The organism is Actinokineospora alba (assembly GCF_004362515.1).
Lineage (GTDB): Bacteria > Actinomycetota > Actinomycetes > Mycobacteriales > Pseudonocardiaceae > Actinokineospora > Actinokineospora alba.
Window position 1 is genome coordinate 2,859,824 of the sequence record NZ_SNXU01000001.1, and the last position, 16,258, is coordinate 2,876,081.

Annotated in this window: 1 protein-coding gene (only partly in view); it reads left to right on the forward strand. The window is 66.3% G+C overall.

All coding sequences use genetic code 11. The features are described 5' to 3' along the window. Positions 1–16,224, forward strand: partial view of a protein-glutamine glutaminase family protein gene (locus C8E96_RS13400; RefSeq protein ID WP_133794404.1) — the 3' end only. The gene continues 37,836 nt to the left of window position 1, outside the view; the window shows 16,224 of its 54,060 coding nt (coding positions 37,837–54,060); its start codon lies beyond the left edge, outside the window; the stop codon is at positions 16,222–16,224. Positions 16,225–16,258: the final 34 nt, after the last annotated feature.

A 16,258-nucleotide genomic window follows, 5' to 3' on the forward strand; every position in this document is an offset into this window, starting at 1 on the left:
GCACCGGTGCAGCGGCCGGCGTTCGATGTACGGCGCGCCGTACAGGACGAGACGTCGCCGGTGTCGCCGGAGGACGTTGCGTGGTACCCGCTCAGGGGTGACCGCAGGTACGGCATGGCCCTCGACACCGCGGAGCACGACCCCAACCGCGACGATCTGATGGCGTTCTCCGACGCGGCAAATGACCAGAGCCTGCGGACGGTGTTGGAGGAGCACACCAGGCCCGATGGCACGACGGTGCGCACGCCGACGACCGCGTTGTGGGCGGCCACGACGGATGGGAACTGGACGCGCCCGGTCCAGCTGGTCTTGGACGGCGAGGGTGACGAGTTCCTCGTTCCGCGCAAGGACGGGACCAGGGCGCGGGTGTCTCCGGAGCGGATGGCCGAGCTGATCGTGGACTCGCCGATGTTCACGGTGCTCACCAGAGGGCCGGTGCGTCCGCCGCTGCATGTGCTGACCAATGATCCGCAATCCGACGCGGCCACGGTGAGTGAGTCCAACGAGCGACTGCTGGCAAAACTGGCCGAGCTGACCGGGCCGTGGCAGGGCTTCCACTACACGGGGCCGGTCAAGTACGAGTGGGACCCGCTGCTCATTGTTCCAAAGGGGGCGAAGTTCACCGAGTTCTCGCAGCTGACGGTGAACGACCTTGAGCGGGAGTCGGCGGGTCCGGTATTCGCGTTCTCGCAGTCGGTCATGGACCGCGACATCTGGGGTCGGTTCGGGCGCGAGGTGCGGCGTGGTACCGCGAAGCTGCGGGATCTCCTGGTGGCGCCGGGTAAGAGGTTGGTGGTCGTCGCCGCGGACACTCCGGATGGGACGTTCGCGCGTGTGGTGACGAAGAACGGGGTGGTACACGAGGTCAGCGGTGGCCGGTTGGCGAAGCTGGCCTTGACCGATCCTTCGTTCCGTGCCGAGCTGGCTGGTGACGATTGGGAGTTGGCGCTGGTCGCGAAGGAAAGTGGCAAGCGGGTCAATTTCGATGGGTTCGGCTTCGACTTCGCCGGTGAGTTGCATGCTCAGGATCTGTTCGGCGAGGTAGTCGCGCCGACCGGGGACGCAGGTACCGATGGCACCCGGATCGAGCTGGCCGCCGATTCCGTCCTCGAGCCGGTGTCGGGGTTGCGGGCCGGGGATCTCGACGTGGAGGTGTTGCGGAACGAGGCGGGTGACGGTGTCGCGTTCTACGTGCGTGAACCTGGTGAGGGGCGGGAGTCGCCGCGGTACCTGGCCACGAAGAGGTGGGCGCTGAAGGTTACTGCCGACACTGTCTCCTCGTACAAGGTGGAGAACGCGGATGGCGGGCGGGTGACGGTCGATTCGCCGTGGCCGGTGGGCACCAGGCCGATGTTCGTCTTTGCCAGTGGGTCCGGGAGCGGCTACCTGGTCAGTCGCCGGGACGGTGCGTCCGAGTGGATCACCCCTGAGCAGTTGGCCAGGCTGCTGCGTGCTGACCCGCGGTTCCGAGAGATCCTCGGCCGGGACGCGAACGACCACGACCTGGTGCTGGCTTCGCAGTCTGGGCCGGTCGTCGGCGCGAAGGCCGTCGCGGCAGGTCTGCTGGACGGTGGTATCGCACGCTACGTACACGTGCCACGGAACGGTATCCGGCTGGACGATACCGGCGGGTTCACTGTGGACGGTGCGGAGCTGACGACAGTGAGGCCGGAGGTCACCGCCGATCATGTGCTGACCAGGGCGCTGGCCAACGGCGAATCCGGGACCTACGGCCAGGCCTACCCGCGCGACGCGGAGGACCTGTACGCCGTGCCGATGGCGGCGGGCAAGACGAACCCGGTGCAGGACCAGTACTACCTCCGTGAGCTGCCCCCGGGCAGCGCCAAGCGCTACGGCGTCTACCTCGCGCCCTCGGCGGGCCATGCGGGACCGGTGTGGACCATCGACGGGCACGGGGCAGCCACGTTTTTCGTGGTCGCGATGAAGAACGCGGATCGGCCGTTGCAGGTCGGCGACGCTCTTGAGGTCGGCGGCGAGGACATGACGCGGCTCATCGTCACCAGTTCGCTCTTTGGACTGGTCAAGGGCAAAACAGGCTTGCGGGTCGTGCACCAGGGCTGCGAGGTGAACAAGCCGTTGGACGGATCTCGTCCCAACGCCGCGGAGCAGCTCAAGTACGCGTGGTCGAAGTTCTTGCCCAGCGCGCCCACGACGGACGCGAGTACCACGAAGTTCGGCGTGTTCCCGCAGACTGGCGTTCGCATCGCCCAGCAGGGTGGTGTGCTCCAGGAGGTGTCGCCGGAGTCCGGCGGGCAGCCGCCGATGGTGCCGCTGGCCGACCTGGCTGCCGGGAAGATCGACCAGGTCGAGGCGGAGTTCGCGCACAAGCAAGAGTCGCTTGTGGACGCCGAGGCTGAGAAGGTGCGCGAGGTGGCCCGGCGGGTGGCCCGTGCGTATGCCTGGCGGGCGCTCAACGGTGCGGGCTTGCCCAAGGTCACGATCACCGGTTACGGCACCGCCGGCATGTTCAGATCCGGCGTGAGGACGGGCGCCACCAGGGCCGGTGCGGTGGCTGCCGAGTTCCGGGTGGAAATGGCCGCGGAGTTCGCCCGGCTGGCGCGGCTGGGGCTGGATGTCCGCCCGGCCGATGTCAAGATCGACATCCTCGGCGAGAGCGTGCCGCCTGACGGCTCGCGGTCCGCGACGATCAGCGTCACGCTGCCGGAACACGACCTGGGCGAACGGGAGCTGGCGGTCGTCGAGACCGGCGACGTCAGGGAGATCCCGATCGCCGCGCTCAACCGGGTGTTCGCCAAACTCGCCCCCGGTTGGTCCCCGCTCGCACCTACCGGCGGTACGCCGACGGGACAAGCTGCCAGAAATCCGGTGGCGGACGATCGCATGGCCGACGTCAGATCGGATGAGGAGCCGGACGACGGGGGTGAGTCGTCGGCGGCCGGTGCGCGGAAGCGGCCGCTGCCTGAAGCTGGTGGGAACGATCCTGCTGGGAAGCGGCGGCGCGACCTGGCCGGCTTGGCGGTGGATCCGGGTCTGCCGGGCCCGGCGGGTGCTGCGGTGACCGAGGTCGAGCCGACCGCATCGGCGAAACGACCTGGCGACTGGTTCGGCCGGATCTACGCGGCTCCAGGCGAGGAGTTGGATCTCGGCCTGGGGTATTCGTTGCGGATCGAGAAGGTCAATGGCCTGCTGCGGGTGGCGCCCGACGGTTCCGGTGTTCTGGACTTCTGGAATCGTCCGGATGTACAGATGAAGGTGCGGAAGTTGCACTGGCGGCTGTTTCAGCGGATGGTGCGTGGTCATCAGCTTCTGGACCTCCAGATCTCCGTGAAGTCGCATAGCAACAGCTGGCGAACTCGAGAGATGCTCGATGCGCTGACGGGGTGTCGCGACCGGTTCGAACAGGCGTTGCGCGAGCTGATGCCCTTGGTAGCCGATGCGGTGAAGTTCACGTATCTGGAGGGCCGGAGCAGCTCGCGCTACCGCGACACGGTCGAGGTCGGGCTCAAGGTGTTGACGACGCGGCCGATGCCGTTGGCGTCCTACGGAACGCGGCGGCAGCTGGCCGCACGTTTCCTTCCCAAAAAGCTCGTCCTGTCCGAGGCGAACATGGATCAGCTCCGTTTGCTTGCCGGGCAGGTTGATGACTCTGTCCCGGGTGGCCTGGGCAAGAGGCTGAACATCTGGGTCGTCAGCGGCTCCGAGACCCTTCTCCCGGCGTACCGGAAGGCGGTAATGGAGAATGTGCTGCCTAGTGTCCTCAGCGCGGATTTGATCAAGAGAAAGTGCCGTGTCGGGGGCCACAGCCAGATCAACATTCTGGCTGGTGTGGTGTTCGATGTCGAGCCGCTTGATGGTGAAGCGGGGTCGAGTACCGCGAAGGTGCCGCTGGTGGACGTCGACGTCGATGGGCTGGATGAGGCCTCTCGGGCCGCGGCGCTGTTGGACGTGGTGAAGACGTGCACGGTGTTGGACGAGTCGGATGGCAGTCTGCTGCATGTCTCCGGTGAGCATGTGGAGGCCGGCGGCCTTTTCCGTGCTCATGTGTGGGCTGCGAAGTTGCGGGATCTTGGTGTTCCTGTCAAGAAGCTGTTCGTGGCGGTCAATGGCGATGAGATGTTCTTTGATACGCCGTTTGCTTTTGGTGCGACGGTGGATCGTCCAGGGAGGGTGCGGTTCACCCAGCGTGCGGCGCTGTTGGTACAGGTCAAGAGTGTTGGTGATTCGGTGCCGGTGCAGTTGGTGCTGGATCCGGCGGTGAGTCCTGATCGGGTGTTGACGCTCGATGAGTGGTTGGACGCGTTGCATGTTCCGCGGCGTGCGGGGGATACGGATTGGTTGCCGATCGAGCCGTTGCCCGCGGAATTCGAGGGTGAGCTCGCTGATGGTGAGGTGCGGCTCGCGGCGTTCGATCCGGCGACCTTGGGGCCGCCGTGGCACCGCGGTTTCTTCCCGGGGTCCTTCGAGGAGACGAGCGAGTTCGTCGGCGGTGGCGATGAGCTTGTGCACGGTGAGAGGGAGGCCGCGCTTCGGCGGGCGTTCCGGGCGTGGCAGGAGGGGCTGAATCCCGCGGCTCAGCCACTGTTCAACGGTTGGGATGCGTCGGCGAGCGCGCTTGACCGGCTCCGGTTCCAGGACTATTTCCGTGGGTTGGATGAGTCTGGGCGGAACCGGCTGGCGGACAGTTTGGCCTCGGGTGACGCGTCCGAGTTGCGCCGGCCGTTGGCGGAGAGCGTGTTGGCGGCGCGTCGTGGGTTGAACGGCGACGAGGACCGTCGGTCGGATGCCGAAAGGCTCCTTGGGGAACTGGTGATCGCACCGCAGGAATTGTTGCTGGCGGTGTCGTTTGATGACCTTCGGGTTCTCGCGATGTTCTGGTTGCAGCGGCACGGGGACATGCTGGCGAAGGACCTGCTGGCGCAATTGGCGGCCGAACTCGGTATCGGGGGCCTGCCGGTAGGGATGGAACTCGATCCGCCCGCGCCGGATGAGGTCGTGTACCAGGAGCTCCTGCGGGAGCGGATCGCACAGGCCACGGCCGCGGTGGAGTCGGTTCTTGAGGATGAACGTCTGCGGGAATTGGCGAAGTCCCAGGAGGCGCTGGCTAGGTTGAAGGTCGCCGAGCACAGGGAGGTCCAGACACGGTTCGAGCTGCGGTTGGAGGAAATTTGGGCGCAGCAGGCGGCGGCGTTGACACAGGACATTGCCGCGTTGGTGCCGGACATGGACGCGGTTCCGGGCTTGGCGGAAGTTCTCCAGGCAGAGGAGGAGGCGAATACCGCCGCTTTTGATCGGCTGCGATGGGCACAGCTGCTCTCGGCGAAGGTGAGCTTCCAGAAGATACTGCTGGATGATTCCGAGTCCAATCCGCTGGAGGAACAGGAGAAAACCCCGCTGAGGGGGTTGATCGAGCAGGCGGAAGCCGAACTGGTTGAGGCGAGTCGGACTGCGTGTGAGCGGGTGCGGTCGAGGCGGCTCGATGTGACGCGCTCAGCGCTGGTGCTGCATCGGGCACAGCGGTCGTTGGACATGCTTGGCGGGACTGAACCTGACGCGCTTGGGTTACGCAGCGCCGCTGAGTCGGCCGATCAGGAGTTCGAGAGCCGGTTATCGTTGCTGGCGGCGAAGTATGAGCTGTTGTTGGCAGGCCGCCTGGCGGAGTTGCTGCCGGACGAGGACTCGAAGTCGTCGGTCGGCCAGGCGAAGTCCGCCCAGGCCGGTGTCACCAGGGCGGCGTTCGATCGGGTGTTGCTGGAGCAGCAGAAGTTGCACATGGCCGCGATCAGGCAGCGCCTGTGGCCGTCGGGCGGCCGCACTGTCGCCGAGCGGAACCCCGCTGAGTTACCCGCCGAGGTGGGTGAGTCGTCGGCGGCTGGTGGGCGGACGCGGTCGAAGGCTGCTGGTCCGGTGCTCGACGCTGAGCTGTTCCCGCTCGTGGACCCACCCCTCGGCTGGAGCACCCGGTTGTACGGCCAGGACGATACGAGCTCGGTCTTGCAGTGGCGGTCGAATTCGTTGCCGACGTCGAAGCCCGCTGGCCTGTGGCGTGTGACCTCTATCGCCGATGGTTCCGGTGGCCCGGACTTCAGTACCGATCCCGTTCTTAGGAAGCGGGCCATCGAGCTGCAACGGCTACTGCTTGAGCGTGAAGCCGCGGGTCATCAGCTGCTCGATGTCCGGATCTTCTACGTGGCGCAGTTCAAAAATAGGCCGAATGCCCTCTATGAATCTGATCTGGACACGTGCGTCGACCGGCTCGAAACAGCGTTGTCCGGCTTGATGCCTTTGGTAGGCAACAGGGTGGCCTTCACGCGTGCGACCGTCACAGGAGGCAGCGCAGGCAGCGCCGCTGTCGGGTTTGAGGCGATCATGACAAAGCCGGTGTCGCTGGCGCACTATGGGACGTTGACCAGCTTGGCCAAGAGTTTCATTCCGTACAAGCCAGTCTTTTCCAAGGCGCAGATGGACCAGCTCCGCAGCTTTGCCGTGGGCATGGCCGCAAGGCTTGCCAACGCTGATCTGGGTGGGCCGCGCAAGAAGCTGAGGATCCACGTCATCGGCCCAAGCGAGACTTTTGCCCGGACGGCTGTGCAGGGGATACAGGACGAGGTGCTTCCTGTTTTCCTCGCCGCGGGCTTGGGCATGGACAAGTTGATCGTCAAGGGAAGCGCTCGGGCAAGCCGTGCGCGCGGTGCGTTGTTCGACATCATCTCGCCGGACGAAGTCGGCGAGACCGGTGGTGCGGCGGGGCCGAGTACGGCGCCCGCTGTGGATGTCGACCAGCCGATGCCGCACGTCGAAGCGCCGGGTGAGCCGGATGACGATGCTCCCGGTGAGGTGGGCCGGTCGTCGACGACCGGTGGTCCGGCGACCGGCGCCCCGCCGATCGCATCAGCCCTACCTGACAACTGGTCAACGCGGTTGAAGTCCGTCAAGGGCAGGGAGATCAAGCACCTCGGTTGGGAAGGTTCAGTGCCGACGGTGGATCTCGGTGGCTGGCGTGTCCCGTCGTTGTTCGATGGTTCCGGTGGTCCGGACTTCAGCACCGATCCCGGACTCAGGGCGCAGGCGGAGGCTTTGGCACGGCACCTGCGCGAGCGTGATGCCGCAGGTCATCAACTGCTCGACGTCCGGATTCACGCGGCTTTTAAGCTCAGGCGCGAACCAGGTAGGAAGTCATTGCTTGAAACTGATCTTACGCAGTGTTGCCAACTGTTCGAGGAGGCGTTGTCCAGCCTGTTGCCATCAGTGGGCCAGCGGCTAAGTTTCACGCACCTGTCCGGCTCGAGGGAACAGTTCGCCACTGGCAGGGCCGCCATTGGCTTCGAGGTGTTCGAGACGCCGCGAGAGCCGCTTGCGTACTACAAGACGCTGGAGCACCTGGCCAAGGGTTTCGTTCCGCACAAGTCCTTCCTGTCCGCAGCGGACATGGATCAGGTCCGCTCGTTCGCCGACGGTGTTCGCGAGAAGCTTGCCAAGCCTGTTCCGGGTGCGCCGCGCAGGAAGCTGGCGATCCACGTCGTCGCCCCATCATCTGACGGCCTCGTGGAGCGGCAACGGGAAATTCGGAGCCGGGTGCTTCCTAAGGTCTTCGACGCGGATTTCATCAACGAGCACTGCTTGCCCATCGGCGGGACGGTGAAGGCAGGCGCTCCGGCCGGCGTGTTGTTCGACCTGGTCTTGGTCGACGCCGCGGGGTCGAGTACGGCGACCACACCGGATGCGGATGGGCAGATGCCAGACGTCGATGCGTCGGGTTCGGATGTGGCCGCGTTCAGGGCGCTGGTGGATGAGCGGGTTGCCTGGACCAGGGCTAAGGCTGAGTTGGCTGTCGGGGATGAACGTCAGAATGATTTGGCGGACGACTACGAGAACCTGGAGCTGTTGCTCGCCGATGAGCTCGACAATGTTCAGACGCAGTTCGAGGCGCGGTTGACCGAAATTCGGGAGCAGCAGGCGGCGGCGTTGGACCGGGAGACTTCCGCGATGGCGCCGGATCGGGATGCGGTGCCGGGTTTGGCGGAGGTGCTCCGCGCGCAGGAGACGGTGACTGCCCAGGCATTTGATCGGGTGTGGGAGGCGCGGCGGGACGCGGCGAAGGTGATGTTCCAAAGGTTGCTGCTCGACGATGCCGAGTCCGATCCGATGGGGGTGCAGGAGAAAACCGCGTTGGCGGTATTGATCGAGCAGGCGCGGGCCGAGCAGGTCACCGCGAGCGAGCTCGCGTTCGAGCGACTCCGGCTGAGGCAGGCCGAGCTGACTCGCGCCATGCTGGTGTCGCAGCGCGCGGAGTGGTCGCTGGACCTGTTGGCTGCGACTGATCCAGTGCTGGCGGCCGAGTTGCGCGGGGTCATTGAGGCAGCTGGGCAGGAGTCCGAGGCCATGGTGCGGGCGTTGGCGTTCGACCACCAGCAGCAGTTGGCCGCCCGGCTGGCGGAATTCGTGCGGGTCGAGGATCTGGGCTCCCAGGCCTCGGATGAGCAGATCGATGAGCACCTGGCGGCTGTCGAGCGGGTGGTGGACGAGCAGCGCACGTTGCACGGGGCCGCGATCAGGCACAACGTCACGCGCGAGCACGTCAACGCGCCTTCAGTGCCAGGGGAACCGGGTTCATCGGTTGATGGGTCGTTCGCGCCGCATGTGCCGGTGGTGCCCGGGTTGTCGGGTGTAATGCCGGTTCCTGTCGTGCCCTCCGGAGACGCGCACCAGTGGGGGCGTGGTGCGCTGGATGTGGCGGTACCGCGGTTGCGGGAGCGGGTGCGGGTGGTGCCGCGGTTCGACCCGGTTCCGGTCGAGGGAGGTCCGGAGGAGTTCGTGGCGCGGCCCAGGCCGGGGCAGCGGTCGGCGTTCGATGTGCGACGCGCTGTGCAGGATGGGGTGCCGACCACTGAGGTCACCGTGGTTGTGGAGATCGATGGTGGGGGTGTGCATGACGAGCGGGTGCGGGCGTCGGTGCTCCGGGTCGCGCAGGAGGGTGTTGACCGGTATCTGAACGCCGCGAATCTGGAGTTGCCCAATGGTGATGTGGTGCGGTTCCGGTTGGTGGCGGCGGTTGAGGGGGGGAGGCCCGCGCACCATCAGGTGCGGTTGTTGCCGACCGGAGCCGGTTTGGACGCGGCGGCGGTGGCGTTGATCGACCAGACGACGTGGCATCCGGATCAGCCGCCGGAGTTCGGGGCGCACGAGTTCGCGCACATGATCGGTTTGGTCGACGAGTTCGGGCCTGACGCGGGGCTTTCGGTTGAGGGCTCGTTGATGGGGAAGCTGTATGACGTCGACGAGGACGGTTCGTACGCACCGAGGCCGTTGAGGGTTCCGGATCGGTATGGGCAGGTGTTGGCGCAGTTCATCGGCGACGACGTGCCACAGGCTCGTGACGTTGGTGGCGAGACGGTCGTCCAGGAGTTGCTCACTGTGCCGTTCGGCCCGGCCACCGGCCCGGTACCGGGTTCGGTAGCCGGAGCAATTCGCTGGGCCGCTGGTGCGGTGGTGGACACGGCCGTGCGGTTCGCGGACCGATCACGGCCGACCATCACCGTCACTGCCCATCCGGACGGTGACGGCGAGCTGGATCGGGTGGCTGCGAAGGCACGTGCTGAGCGAATGCGTACGGAGTTCCTGGCTGCGCTGCCGGGTGAAGTGGACGTGCGGGTGGTCGTCGGTGCGCCGATCATCGACGAGGGTGATCCGTGTCGGGGCACTGTGCTATTCAGCCTGGAGATGCACCCGCTCGACTGGGTGTCACCAGACGAGGTGGCGTGGCACTCGCTGGTAGGCGCGGATGACCGCATGTTCGGCCTGGCCCCCAACACCGGTGAGCGCGACCGTCGTAACCTGGCGGTGCACGCCCGCACGGCGAATGACCAGAGCCTTCGGACAGTGATGGAGGAGGCCACCAAGTCCGACGGCGAAACGGTGCGCACGCCGATGATCGCGTTGTGGGCTGCTATGACGGACGGAAACCGGACTCGCCCCGTCGAGCTGATTCTGGACGGTGTGGACGATGACTTTCTGGTTCCGCTGATCGACGGGTCAAAGGCGCGAGTCACCCCGGAGCAGATGGCTCAGTTGCTCGTGTACTCGGCTGACTTCGCGCTGCTCACCGGCGGACCGGTGCGTCCGCCGCTGCTCCTGCTGAATAACCACAACCATGCCGACCCGGCCAAGGTGAGTAAGGCCAACGAGCGACTGCTGACAACACTGGGTGAGCTGACCGGGCCGTGGCAGGGCTTCCACTACGCGGGCCCGGTGAAGCACGAGAACTCGCGGGTGCTGGTGGTTCCGAAGGGGGCGCGGTTCACCGAGTTCTCGCAGCTGACGGCGACTGATCTGCAGCAGGAGTCGTCGGATTCGGTGTTCGCGTTCTCGGCGTCAGCGAGGGACCGCGGTACTTGGCGGCGCTTCGCGGATTCGGTGAAGAGCGGCGCGGCGAGGGTGCGTGGGTTGTCGGTTGTACCGGGCAAGAGGTTGGTGGTCGTCGCGGCGGACACACCGGATGGCACTGTCGCCCGTGTCGTCACGAAGAGCGGTGTGGTCCACGAGGTCGGTGGTGACCGGCTCGTCAAGATCGCGCTGACTGATCCTGTTTTCCGGGCGGCGGTGGACGGTGGCGACTGGGCGTTGGCGCTGATCGCGAAGGACAGCGGTAAGCGGGTCAATTTCGACGGGTTCGGGTTCGACTTCGCCGGCGGGTTGCATGCGGCGAAGCTGTTCGGCGAGGTTTCCGCGCCGACCGGTGATGTGGGTACCGACGGTACTGAGATCGTGTTGGCGCACGACTCCGTCTTTGAGTCGGTGTCGGTATTGCGTGCTGGGGATCTGGATGTGGAGGTGTTGCCGAACGCGGCGGGTGAGGCTGTCGCGGTGTGGGTGCATGAGCCCGGGGATGACGAGTCTGACCGGTATCGGGCGGTGACGGAATGGGCCCGCGATGCCACCGCCGCCGCGTTGTTCGTGTTCGCCGCTGTGGACGGGACCGGATATTCGGGCAGGCGCTCTGATGGTGTTGCCCAGTGGTTCACTCCTGGGCAGCTGGGCCGGGTGCTGCGTGCGGATATGAGGGTGCGGAAGATCCTCGGTTCGCGTGCCAGGCCGCGCGACTTCGTGTTCGCCCCGATGGGCGGGGAGGTCGCTGGTTCGGAAGACATCGCCGCGGCCCTGCTCGACGGCGGCATCAGCCGACGCATGCGTGTTCTGCGGAGCGGGATCCGGCTGAACGCCGACGGTGGGTTCACTGTGGACGGTGCGGACCTGGTCTCCGTGGCTCTGCCGGAGGTGACCGCCGACCACGTGCTGACCAGGGCGCTGGCCACCGGGGAAATGGGGACTTACGGGCAAGGCTTCCCGTGTGACCCCATGGATCTGTACCACATGCCTTACGCGGCGAGTAAGACGAACGCCGTTCAGGAGAAGTACTATCTCCGCGGAGAACCGGCGGGGTCCGCCAAACGCTTCGTCGCCTATCTCGCGCCGTCGGCGGGCCACGACGGGCCGACGTGGGCCATCCATGGGCACGCGGCACCCGGGTACTTCATCTTCGCGTTGAAGAACGCCGATCGCCCGTTGGACGTCGGTGACGTCGTCGCGGTCTACGGGGAGGACATGGCGCGGCTGATCACCACCAGTGCGCTCTTCGAGAAGGTGAAGGGCAAGCCCGGTCTGCGGATCGTGCACCTGGGGTGCCAGGTTAACCAGCCGTTGGGTCGATCTCGCCGCAATGCCGGGGAACAACTCAAGGACGCGTGGCCGAAGTTCCTGCCCACGTCGCTCACGACGGAGGCGGCCACCAGCAAGGTCAGCACAACGCTGCGGACGGGGGTTCGCATTCTGGACCCCGGTGGAGAGTTCCGGGTGGTCGAGCCGGAGTCTGGTGAGCAGCCGCCGATGGTGCCGCTGGGTGATTTGGCGGCGAGCCGGATCGGCCAGGTCGAGGTGAAGTTCGCGCACAAGAGCAAGGCGCTGGCGAAGGCCGATATCAAGCGGGTGGATGCGGCCGCCCAGAAGTTGGCGCGTGCGCATGTCTGGCGTGTGCTCAACGGTGCGGAACCGCCCGAGGTCAAGATCACGGGCAGGGGGACCACCACCGTACGTAGAAACGGTGAGAAGACTGGCGCGGCCAGGGCACAGGCGGTGGCCGACCTGCTCCGGCGACGGGTGAACGCGGAGATCACTCAGCTGGAGAAGCTTCTCGGACAGCGTGTCGGCCCCGCTCGGCCCAAGATCGATGTTGTCGGCGAGGGTGCCCGCGCCTTTGACTCGCGGTCCGCGACGATCACCTTCACTCTGCCGGAGCATGACCTGGGCGAGCGGGAGCTGGAGGTCGTCGAGGGCGGCAAGGACTTGCCGGGCCCGATCACCGCGCTCAACCGGGCGTTCGCGAAGCTCGCCCCCGGCTGGTCCCCGCCCGGTCCCGCGGGTGGCTCCCCGGCCGCTCCCGAGCTGGACATTGAGGCGGACTACCTGGCGCTGGCCTCGGAGACCGACGCCGAGCGCCCGCCGAAGCGTGGCGCCGATGAGCTGCATGTGGAACCGAAGAGGGCGCGAACAGGGTCGTTGGGTGACCTGGAACCCGGGGAGTACACCTCCGGGGGTGTGGTGTTCTCCGAGAACCCCGCCGAGCTGTGGCCCAGGAGGCAGAGTTACGACAGCATGCTGCCGCGGGCGGGCGAGGGTGAGCGGGAGGCGTTCTATGTCTTCGTCACCGTGCGCGGGGACGGCTTCGACCTCGATGGTGAACAGGTCTCCAGTGCCGAGTTCGCTGAGCGACTGCGGGCGCGAGACGCCTACCTACGCGTGGCGGGTGAGTCCGCCGTGCCGTTGGCGGTGGTGTACGACGTCCACCCGGACGGGGCAGACGAGGTCGACGAGGTCCTGCAGCAGTTCGCCGACGCCGTGCTCGCCGTCGACCCCGGCCGTGAGGTGCTCGCCGTCGAGCGGGGATGGCTCGAGCAGTTGCCGGTGGCCGCGTTCCTCCGGCTGTCCCCGATCGAGCTGGACGAGGTCGACTGGATGCGGCTGCGGGACGCGACCGGCAAGACCTATGGACTGGGCCTGCCCATCGAGCGTGACCTGAAGACCGCATGGGGCACGGTCGCGGGGATGAGCACCGGCTATGCCCGGCGGATCATCGAGGAGAAGGACCTCGATGGGCTGCCGGTCGACGATGAAGACGTCCCCGACGACGGCGTCGAGACGATGGCGCCGTGGGCGGCGGCCGTCCAGGACGGCCGGGTGGAGCCGCTGCTGCTCATGCTGGGGGCCGAGTCCGGTCGTCACCTGCTGATGTTGAAGTCAGGGCGGATTGTCGCCGTGCGCGCACAGCGGCTCGCCAAGCTGGTGCACGCGATGGACGTGTTCGACGCCGCGAGCGAGGCGGACATCCAGCCATCGCTGGCAGTGGCCACCGCCAACCTGGACCCCGAGGTGGATGAGGACTACACGCCCCGCGTCGTTGATCCGAATGTCGCGTTGCTGGCGCAGCTGAAGACCAAGCCCTGGCACAGTTACTCCTACTACGGTCGGGTGGCGTTCGGCGGCAACGGACACCTGAGGATTTCCCCTGGTACGACGTTCACCGAGCACCCGCTCATGCCCAGCGATGTCGAGTACGTCGTCGCCGGTTCGGTCTTCGGGTTCGTCGCCGGATCGGACATCGCCGCTGAGGTGGCCGAAGCGATCGCGGACGGGGCCATCAATCTTGACTCGTGGGGCGCGTTCGGGGAACCGATCATCGTGTTCCTCGACGGCGCGGAGAGGCATGCGACCCTGTGGCTGACCGGCGGCGGGAAGGTTGAGGCGGATGGCAGGCAGTTCACTGAGCTGTTGTTCACACTGCCGGAGTTCCGTGCTCTGCTCGCGGCGAAACCGAATCGGCCGCTGGTGTTCATGTCCCGCGACAGCGCGGCGCGGAAGAACATTGGCGGATTCGCCTTCGACAGTGCGGGGGTGTTGCGGGCCCGTAACCACTTCAGTGAAGTATTCGGCCTCGCGGAGGGCACGCGTCCCGAGCCCGGCATGCTCGTGAATTCGGCCACGTTCGAGCTGGTCTCGACCTGGCGCGCGGGTGACCTGCGGATGGTAATCTTGTCCAACCCCCAGTTCGACATCATGTTCTTCGTGTTGCGTTCACCCGGTGACGAGCAGTTCATCGAGGACCTGAAGACCTGGCTTGCCGGCGCTACTCCCAAGACGATCAGCGAATACCGTGACTCCGGCGGGCAGCAGCGGAAGTCGAACTGGGACGATGACAACCCACCGGTGTTCATCGTCGGCCGGACCACCCCCGACGGCCGTTTTTGGGGTATTCGGCGGGACGGCAAGCCAGCCGTGCTCACCGTGCTCGACGTATCGCACGTCATGCGGGACGATCTCGTTCTGCGTGAGGTCATGGGAAGGAACGGCAAAATCCCATTGGCACTGGCCGGCATCGGGGGAGCGGTGCGTGACCTGAAGGTGTTCGCCGAGGGCATGTTCCTCGGCGGCTACGTACGGGTCATGTACATGCCGAACGGCCGGCTCGCGTTCGGTAAGCCCGGCGTGCTGCACGTCGAGAATGGGTTTGCCGAAATCGGCGGGATCGTGCCGGAGCCGCACCGGATCCTGACCTATCCGCATGTTCGCCTGAATGGCGAGTTGCACGGTCAGTTCTATCCCTCGGAGGATTTCGACGCGGAATCTGATGCGGTGAATGGTCTGCACTACGACGGCGCTATGCAGAGGACCTACTTCACCGAGAAGCTCGTGACGGTCCCCGGTCCGGTTGGGACGGAGCAGCAGAAGCAGGAGTACGTGGAGGTCGACGCGGACTGGGCCGACGAGGACGTGTGGCTCGTCGACGGACACGGCGAACCCCCGTATGGCCTGGTGTTCGCCGTGCTCACCGGTCGTCCCGATGTTCCCGGTGACAAGGTCCGTCTGGTTGGTGAGCCGGCAGCGCGGGCGTTCTACGGCAGCGCGTTCTACGCCGCGGGCGGCAACAAGAACAAGGTCCTTCTGCGTCACTGCCAAGGTGACATGCCTATCCTCTCGAGGCCGGACAAGGCCTCCCCGTTGCTCACCGTCAAGCGGGCCTGGCCGGACGAGCTCGGGCCGGTCACCATGTGGGGTGCCACTGATGACGTCCTCATGAGGCCCAGCGGCTGGACGTCCGTGGTCGGGGGTGGCCGATTTCGGGAGATTCGCACGCCTGAACCGGGCGACGAGCCGCCCGGCACCGAGCCGGAGGCGGCGACTGTGGCGCGGGATCCTAATGGAGATCCCGCCGCCCGAAAGGGAAAGCGCACCCGGGACGATGATGCGGGCGGCACGAAGAAACAGCGGCGCAGGTTGGTTCCGGACTTGTCGCATGAGGCCATCGTGCGGCCGGGGAAGCGGCGTGCAGACGAGGACGCCATCGGCGCGGGCCCAGTGAAGAGGCAAAGGGGGACGCATGCCACCGAGGTGCCCGCGGAGTTCGCGGAGGCTCGTGGGTGGGAGCTGATCGCCTACGACGAGACCCACGGCCGCTGGGAGGCGCGCGGTGCGGACGGCGAGCCCTCGGCGGTGTGGCACTCGGCCATGAACATGGTGGCGCTGTACGCGGCGAGCCCGCCCCCTGGCCGGCACGTCACCGACGAGCACGGCGTGCTGCACGCCGACCTGCCTGTGCTGGAGTGGTACGAGGTGCCGATGGCACTCGCTGCGCCTCCCATCGCCTACACCTTGTACCGCCCGACCAGTCACTCCGCCCTCGGGACCGCGGCGTCGACACCACCGGTGGACCCGGCGACGGTCGCGATGCCGGACGCACTGACCGCGCATGTGCTGCCGTATGCGTTGTGGCGTCAGGACAACGACGTGCTCTACCACTTCAGCAACAGGTCGCCCGATCAGGTCGTCCAGGATGGCGGTCTGTTGCCCAAGGGCACCGGAACGCACCGAGGCCTGCTGGACTACATCTACAACGGGCACCAGGACACGAGCTTCGTCAGCACCAGTCGTGACCCGGGGATGATGTCGAAGTTGCGGGACAAGAACCCCGGTACGCACTTCGGACCAGGCAGTTACCGGTATCTCTACGTGATCGAGGCGCCAGGAGGCATCGACGCGAACGCCACGCTCGATATCGCCTCCCCGTTCCCGGACCAGGAAGAGATCACCTTCCCTGGAGGCGTGCGCCTGCGGTACGTGACGGGCTACCTTCATCTTGTGCAGGACCGCCCCACGGGGCACATCATCCCGCTGCCCGAGGACGACAAGGGCAACTGACACTTCCCTTATGGACCATGTAGTGAGTGTTCGA